At 39.7% G+C, this 6,942-nt stretch carries 2 protein-coding genes and 1 pseudogene; 2 read left to right on the plus strand and 1 reads right to left on the minus strand.

Annotated features, from left to right (window positions below):
- Window positions 1–3,448 (plus strand): trifunctional serine/threonine-protein kinase/ATP-binding protein/sensor histidine kinase (locus tag F6K40_RS22175; RefSeq protein WP_293139275.1); only part of this gene is annotated, 3,448 nt, incomplete at its 5' end.
- Window positions 3,449–4,576: 1,128 nt separating this feature from the next.
- Here F6K40_RS22175 and F6K40_RS22180 read toward each other — a convergent pair.
- The gene (locus F6K40_RS22180) at window positions 4,577–5,917 is read right to left on the minus strand and encodes a four-carbon acid sugar kinase family protein (RefSeq protein WP_293139276.1); all 1,341 of its coding nucleotides are present in this window, start codon (window positions 5,915–5,917) and stop codon (window positions 4,577–4,579) included.
- A 503-nt stretch (window positions 5,918–6,420) separates the two neighbouring features.
- On the opposite strand from F6K40_RS22180, the pseudogene F6K40_RS22185 reads away from it, so the two are divergent.
- Window positions 6,421–6,942: pseudogene (locus tag F6K40_RS22185) on the plus strand (hypothetical protein); the annotation flags it as partial.

Below are 6,942 nucleotides of genomic sequence, written 5' to 3' on the forward strand. Positions count from 1 at the left end.
TGCAGCAGCAAATTTATGGCAAGGATTGCAAGAAGGGTTTGTAATTCCCAACACTGATAGCTATAAATTTTTCCAAGGAGAGGAAAACGAAGAGAAAAGTCAAGAAAATATACCAGTTAATTATCGTTTTTTGCATGATCGAGTACAACAAGCAGCTTATGCTCTGATTCCGGAAGAACAAAAACAAACTACCCACTTACATATTGGACGTACTCTGTCACAAAACTTTTCTCAAGAGCAGCAAAAAAGCCAGATTTTCACAATAGTCAATCACTGGAACCAGGCGCTCGAATTAATCGCTGATCCCACAGAACGAGATAATTTGATTCAACTCAATTATTCTGCTGGAGAAAAAGCCAAAGGTTCGGCAGCTTATGGGGCAGCATTAAAATATTTGCAAACGGCGTTGTCTTTACTTGAGACAGAAAGTTGGCGCTTGAATTATGCATTAACTTTAAAATTACATGAAAATTCAGCAGAAGCAGCTTATCTAACTGGTGATTTTGAACTAATGGAAACCATAATTGAGAAAATTATCGAACATGGGCAAGACTTGCTGGATCTGGTGAAAGTGCATGAAATTAAAATTCAGGCTCAGATGGCTCAAAGTCAACAGTTATCTGCTCTTAATATAGGTATAGAGTTCTTGGCGTTATTAGGAATTGAGGTCCCAGAATCACCTCAACCACAAGATTTGCAGGTGGAACTGGCAGCAGTTTCCCAGGCAATGGAAGGTAAAGCTACTGCCACCTTAGCAGACTTACCCTTGATGGAAGATAGGGAACAGTTAGGGAAAGTAAAGATTCTCGCAAATTTAATGCCTCCCTGTTATCAAGCTAAACCAAGTCTTTTCCCTTGGGTGGTTTGTCGGCTCATGCAGTTATCTATTCAATATGGGAATACAGCATATTCTGCCAATATTTATTCCTCTTATGGCATGGTTTGTATTTTGGCATTACAGGATTTTACTTTAGCTCACGAATATGGAAAACTGGCTTGCGAATTAGATTTAAGCCCCAAAACTGGCGATGGTGTTAGTGGTACTGTGATTGCCGGGGGTTGCATCAACCATTATTCAGCCCACGTTAAAGAATCTCTTCCCTTATTATTGAAAGCTTACCAAGCTGGACTTGAGACTGGGAACTTCCAATTTGGGGGGTTCGCCATCTCATACAGAACTCAATACCTTTATTTAATGGGTCAGAACCTCTCAGTCGTTCAACTGGAAATGGCAAGTGCAAGTTATGCTCTCGCTACCATGAAACAAGAAAATACCTTAGCTTGGAATCAAGCTTTTGAACAAGCGATTCTAAATTTATTGGGAGAGTCGGAAACTCCATGGGAACTAATAGGAAGAGCATATAATGAAACTGAATCTGTTCCGTTGAAAATCGCTGCTAATGATCGCACAGTCCTCCATTATGTTTATCTGAATAAGTTGATTTTTTGCTATTTATTCGAGCGTATTCCCCAAGCACTGGAAAATTCTGCACTAGCAGAGTCTTATTTGGATGGGATAACTGGTTGTTTAGATGAGTATGTGTGGAATTTTTATGATTCGTTGACTCAGTTAGCTTGTTATGGTGATCCTGAGATATCTGTGCAGAAAAGTATTCTGGAAAAGGTTGAAACTAATCAGAGCAAGATGCAATACTGGGCATCTCATGCTCCCATGAATGGTCAACATAAGTATGATTTAGTTGCAGCAGAACGTCACCGAGTTTTAGGAAAGCGACTTGAAGCCATAGAGCTTTATGATCGTGCCATAGTCGGAGCTAGAGAAAATGAATATCTCCAAGAAGAAGCATTAGCTAATGAACTGGCAGCCAAATTCTACCTGGAATGGGGCAAAGAAAAAATTGCCCAAACCTACATGGTAGAAGCTTACTATTGTTATGCTCAGTGGGAAGCGCAAGCTAAAATTAACCAACTAGAAGACAAATACCCTAAACTACTGCTCCCTATCCTGCAAGAGCAACATGTAGGATTTAATCCCCTTGATAGTATTGAGCGGGTTAATCAAACACTAAGCTCAAAAACACAGACTAAAACAACTAGCACGCGATTATCTGAAACCTTGGATTTGGCTTCAATCTTACAAGCAGCTCAAATTATCTCCAGTACCATAGAGTTTGAGCCACTCTTAGCCAACATTCTACAGATTATTCTCACCAATGCCGGGGCACAAAAAGCTGTGTTACTGATTCCGGAAATTGACCAATGGCATCTGCGGGCAATAGCACAACTGATAACAGATGGTACAATAGAGACCAATACAGACTTACAACCCCTGACTGCTGAGAGTCCAGTCCCCACTCGTTTGATTCAATATGTGAAAAATACACAGTCCGCTGTACTCATTGATGAAAGCAAAACTGAAATCACTGGCATTCTTGAAGGGTACTTGCTCACTTATCAACCCCAAAGTGTCTTCTGTGTGCCACTATTGCATCAAGGTGATTTAGTTGGGATTTTGTATTTGGAACATCCTACCACTAAAGGGATTTTTACCTGGGAACGGCAGACAATAATTCAATTTCTCTGCGCTCAAGCTGCCATTGCTTTACAAAATGCCCAACTCTATGAGCAAGCACAAGTTGCACTACGAGATTTACAAAAAGCACAACTACAAATAGTTCAAAGTGAAAAAATGTCGGCACTAGGTAATTTAATGTCTGGTATTGCCCATGAAATCAATAATCCTTTGGGGTTTATTGCTGGCAATATTTTAATAGCTCAAGAAAACCTAACTGACTTATTAGAACATTTGGAGTTATATGAAGAGAATACTTCTGCGGAAGATATAGCTAACCATGCTGAAGAGATAGATTTAGAATATCTTCGAGAAGATTTCCCCAACATCTTAAAGTCGATGAATATGGGAGTAGAACAGATGAAAAATATCAGCACCAGTCTGAGGATATTTTCCCGCAAAGATCAAGAGCATAAGACGAAATTTAATATCCATGATGGGATAGAGAGTACCTTAGTAATTCTCAAACATCGTACCAAAGCTTCGGAGCAACGTCCGGCAATAGAAATTATTAAAGAATATTCGGAACTACCAGAAATTAAATGTTTTCCTGGTCAGTTAAATCAAGTGTTTATGAATATTTTGGCAAATGCAATTGATGCTTTTGATGAGGCGAATGTTGGTAAAACTTATGCTGAAATTCAGAATCATCCGAATCAAATTAAGATTATCACCTCTCAAGTTGATGCACTTCAAGTACAGATAAAAATTCAAGACAATGGTTATGGGATGAAACCAAAGACAAAAGATAGAATATTTGAACAAGGGTTTACAACAAAAGGAGTGGGTAAGGGAACAGGTTTAGGGATGGCGATCGCTCAATCTATAGTAAGAGAAAAACATGGCGGTAGAATTACCTGTGATTCTACTGTGGGAAAAGGCACGAGCTTTACGATCGTCCTACCTATTGCGTAAAGTCTAGCTGGTTGCTAGGAGTAAGGAGTAAGGAGTAAGGAGTAATGAGTAATGAGTAATGAGTAATGAGTAATGAGTAATGAGTAATGAGTCAGGAGTAAGGAGTTAGGAGTAAGGAGTTAGGAGTTAGGAGTAAGGAGTTAGGAGTCAGGAGTAATGAGTAATGAGTCAAAGACTAGCTAATTATGAATACAAATCTTCCCGGACTGCCCCCGATGATTACAACTGTGGTCTATCCAGCATGAAAACTGTTATAAAAAAGACTTTTTCAGCAAACCCTAGTTAGTGTTTATCCGAACATGGTATTAGACTTTTTAGGTCTGATATCAAATCCGCTTGATTGGACATAAAAAAAATCTCAAATTGTCATAACTACTCAATCTTTGTAATTCTCTCCCCTCCTGACTCCTGACTCCTGACTTCTGACTCCTAAAGACTGGAGCAATCTATAACTGTTTTACCGGATTTGATATGAAATACCTTGGTTTTCAGCTCTTCATGCTCATGCCTGTTAGTATTTTTGGCAAGAATTGGGCAAAAAAATTCTCCCCTACTCCCCTACTCCCCTACTCCTCACAGGGGTAGGTTTTTTACTTTCGGGTTGGGACAAGACTTGGAGGACAAGGAAGACAAGGAGACAAGGGAGGAAAACAGTACAAAATTCTGTTCGGTTGTCAAAAATTAAAGATGCTCAAAAGCCCAGTTTTTCCTAAAAAATCTTCCTTGTCTACTGGTCTACTTTCCTCCCTTGTCTTATCTTCACCGAAATATTAAAAACCTACCCTTGTGAGCTCCCCTACTCCCCCGCTCCCCTACTCCTTACAGCGGTTGTCATTTGGGTAAACCACAGTAGTGTCGTGTCAAAAAAAGAAAATGTGAGTTAAAGAACCTAACCCCCCAACCCCCTTCCCTACCAGGGAAGGGGGAGTCTTTCCCCCCTCTCCTTCCAGGAGAGGGGGAGGGGCAGGGGGGAGAGGTCTCCAAGGTTACTTGATCCTAACCCACTATTTTAGTCTTGACACGGCAGTACGGACGTTCCATGGAAGGTCCCTACAATGTTTTGCTTGTGAAGATGTGGTTCATCAATTTGAAAAGCGCTGTAAAAAAGAATTTTTCAGCAAACCCCAATTATGCCAGACTCAAACGCTGATAAACCGTCACCAATCCATCGACATCTCCAACATTCCCTGGAAACAACACCACAGGTAACTCAGGAAATTGAGGATGATCTGTAGGAGTCCGCACCATCGAACAACCTGCTAAAACCTGACCTAATAATCTGGCAGTAGTCAAAGCTAAACCTTTACTCAGAGTATCATTAGAAGTAATTCCACCTTTACTTATTAAAAATCCGATATCCTCTGGCAAACCCCGAACAATATCCATCAATAATTCTGATACTGCCACACCAAACTCTAAGCGCACTTGCACATTTTCAAAAGTCAACTCCTCGCGACTGGTATAAACGACTGGTGTTTTCCCTTCTGCATGAACAGCATAAACTTTTTCCAGAATATTTTTGAGCAAATTTGCTCTTTGCTCTGGAGAGTCTTCAACTAAATGAGACACATCCACTTCTACACCCACTACTTCAGATTCCTGTAATAACCTTTCCAACTGTTGAGTAGACTTTTTAACATGGGAACCCACAATAATTACACCGGGTTTGCCACTCCTGACATATTGTCTCATCTCCTCTGCAGCTACAGGTTGAGAACCCAAAGCAGCGAGGGAAGTTAAAATACTGGCAGCACTCCGCAACAGAAACTTTTTACCTTGACTTGCTGCTGCCAACAAATCATTGGCAAATTTATCTAAGTCAGCTTGAGTTTCTCCATCCACAACTCCACATTGGTTGCCAGTTAATTTCAGTAAACGTTCTAAACTGCCAGAACGAATATCATCAAGGGTAAATTTTTCTACAGTTTCTGCTTTGATCTGACCTTTAGTTTTTTCCTCCACATAATCAGGTAAATAACTATAGGTGTAGCCAAATACTGAATCTTTGGCAAATTCTGTTTCGTGAACTGGGGTTTCGACACCGTTGACTATTAAATAGTGGGTGCTGTTGCGGGTGACTCTTCCTCCTTCAAAAAATGCTGGAACTAGGAAATGAGCATCAAACTGACCTAACTTTGCCTGACTTAGCTCTCCTGCAATAACATCTGTTTCTACAGGGTAGTGACCCCGGAGAGTCGAGTCAGAACGACTAACGACTAGAAAATCTTGGATATTTGCTTGAGCGATCGCTTCTGTCAGATTATGTGTTACTTCTCGTGTGACATTAGCTGCTTGTTCGGGAGTCAGAGCGCGAGTATTGGAGAGGATAAAAAATATGGGAGATTCGTCAAGCAATCCTAATTTTAGGGTTTCTACATCCCACTTAGTTAGGAGTAGGCAACTATGAACGGTTTGGGAACCTGTGGGATCGTCGTCTATAACAATAATTTTGGGTTTGTTAGTAGTCATGTTTTTAGCTAAAGGGAATAGTAAATTTTGGAATATTCAGGACTTACCCAAAGAAACCTGCTTTCTACAATAAATCATTATTTTTAATAAAAGTTCTCTACAGGAAACCCGGTTTCTGGGTTAGTCTGCTTAAGTCCTGATATTATCTTCTGGTGAATTAGTGAAACTGTCAATATTTGCGTAATCATTAGACATCTCCAATAATAAAAAATAAAATCAATTGTCGCAAAGAAATTATCAATTATTTCCCCCTACTCCCTACTCCCTACTCCAAATAATAATTAAAAACTATTAAATTATTTGACAATCAATCTAAATTCTGCTATAAAACACTAACTTTATAATGTATTGAATTATTAAGCACCACAATTTTGAGCTAAATCTCTTCCTGATAAATTTAATTGCTGGAATTTTTCATAAAGTTCTCTTGTCTGCCTGATTAATTAATAGATGTTCATTTGGGACACCTCAAAAGTCACATTTGTTAATTATTGAAGGAAATTATGACTATGTTGGAAAGTTTCTTAGAACCTAACTCACAAAACGAAAATTACATAGGAGCTTTTCTCGACACTGAAAATACTGATCTCCAAGATTTAGAAACGTTTAGCGCGGAAAGTAACCAAGAAACAATTATCATCTCAACTTCCAGCGACGATGACATAATCTTGCCACCAGACTCCCCAGGAGCTATCCGTCAGAGCAGCAGCTTGAGTTCCGAAGGAGAAGAGGAACTTTTAGGCAAAGCAGAGGTTAGCATCGATACCGAAGACGAACTCCTTGCAGTGGGTATACAACGGCGCAAGGGGAAAAGTTCCGATCCTGGGAACAACAAAAGAAAGGCTTTTGATCTTGGGACTTTGACTGAGGACTTTAATATCAAGGAATCTGTAGGCAGGAGCGATCGCCGAGACTTTTACAAATTAACAGTAGAAGAACAAACGGAAATAGTTGCCAAATTAACGGGTTTGACGGCAAATGCAGATTTCTATTTACAACCTCAAAAAGGTCAAGTAATTGACAAG

Origin of the sequence: Okeania sp. SIO3I5 (genome assembly GCF_010672085.1) — a bacterium.
Classification (GTDB): Bacteria; Cyanobacteriota; Cyanobacteriia; order Cyanobacteriales; family Microcoleaceae; genus Trichodesmium.

Bases quoted from the DNA above. Each gene is read 5' to 3' on its own strand.
- F6K40_RS22180 (WP_293139276.1), bottom strand. From the start codon at position 5,917: ATGACTACTAACAAACCCAAAATTATTGTTATAGACGACGATCCCACA.